Genomic DNA, 1106 nt, shown 5'->3' with positions numbered 1-1106 from the left:
GCGCCACGGCGAGGTCGAGGCGGGGATGGCGCTGGGGCTGCTCGACCGCGAGGCGCGGATGGAGGTGGCCAGACCGGTCGCGACGGACGCGCTGCTGCCGGGGCTCGACCAGACGCGGACGGTGGGTCTGGTCACACTGCCGGGGGCCTTCGTGGGGATGCTGCTCGGGGGCGCCTCGCCCGTGGAGGCCGGGGCTGTGCAGCTGTTCGTGCTGGTCGCGCTGCTGGCCGTGCAGGCGGTGGCGGTCGCTGTCGTCCTTGAGCTGGTGGCCCGGGGGCGGCTGCACCGGGTATCCTGAAGGCGCAGAAGGGGAGTAGCTCTTTGCCGGACCGTCGACATACTGCTGGGACTTGTTCCAGCCGGCGCCCGGAGGCGGATGTTCGAATGTCCGCCAGCGAGACCTTCGGCCGCAGTGTTCTGTTTACGCTGCTGCGCCGAAGCGATCCCATTTTGGCTGTGGAATCAGATCCTCTCGGTGCGGGCAGCCCGACCGATTGAGGAATTCAACTCGTGATCAGCTTCACGATTCTGGCCATCACCTTCGGCGTCGTCTTTCTTGCCGAACTCCCCGACAAGACGGCACTGGCCGGACTGATGCTCGGGACCCGGTACAAGGCCTCGTATGTCTTCGTGGGCGTCGCCGCCGCATTTGCGGTGCATGTGGCGCTGGCCATCGCTGCGGGCAGCGTGCTCACCCTTATTCCGCACCGGCTGCTGCAGGCCATTGTGGGGGTGCTCTTCCTGGCCGGAGCGGCGATGCTGCTCTTCAAGAAGGACGAGGGGGAGGAGGAGGTCAAGGCTCCTGCCGACCAGTCCTTCTGGAAGGTGTCCGGGGCCGGGTTCATGCTGATTCTGGTGGCCGAGTTCGGTGATCTGACGCAGATCATGACGGCCAACCTGGCGGCGCGGTACGACAGTCCGGTGTCGGTGGGGATCGGTGCGGTGCTGGCGCTCTGGGCTGTGGCAGGGCTGGGGATCGTGGGCGGGCGGACGCTGATGAAGTACGTGCCGCTGGCGCTCATCACGAAGGTTGCGGCTTGTCTGATGGTGGCGTTGGCGGGGTTCAGCTTGTACGAGGCGATTGCCGGGTGACACGGGTGGGGGGG

Annotated in this window: 2 protein-coding genes; both read left to right on the top strand. The window is 67.1% G+C overall.

Translation table 11 applies throughout. The features are described from left to right. The coding region (locus J0695_RS38215; protein ID WP_206969442.1) for an ABC transporter permease at positions 1-298 on the top strand (298 nt) is incomplete at its 5' end. A 212-nt stretch (positions 299-510) separates the two neighbouring features. Then, positions 511-1092 carry a TMEM165/GDT1 family protein gene (locus tag J0695_RS38210; protein ID WP_206969440.1) on the top strand — a complete coding sequence of 194 codons (582 nt, stop codon included), beginning with the start codon at positions 511-513 and terminating at the stop codon, positions 1090-1092. The last annotated feature ends 14 nt before the right edge of the window (positions 1093-1106 follow it).

Source organism: Streptomyces beijiangensis, assembly GCF_017315755.1.
GTDB classification, from domain to species: Bacteria; Actinomycetota; Actinomycetes; order Streptomycetales; family Streptomycetaceae; genus Streptomyces; species Streptomyces beijiangensis.
Note: the sequence above shows the minus strand (reverse complement) of the source record. Positions and strands in the feature narration are given on the sequence as shown.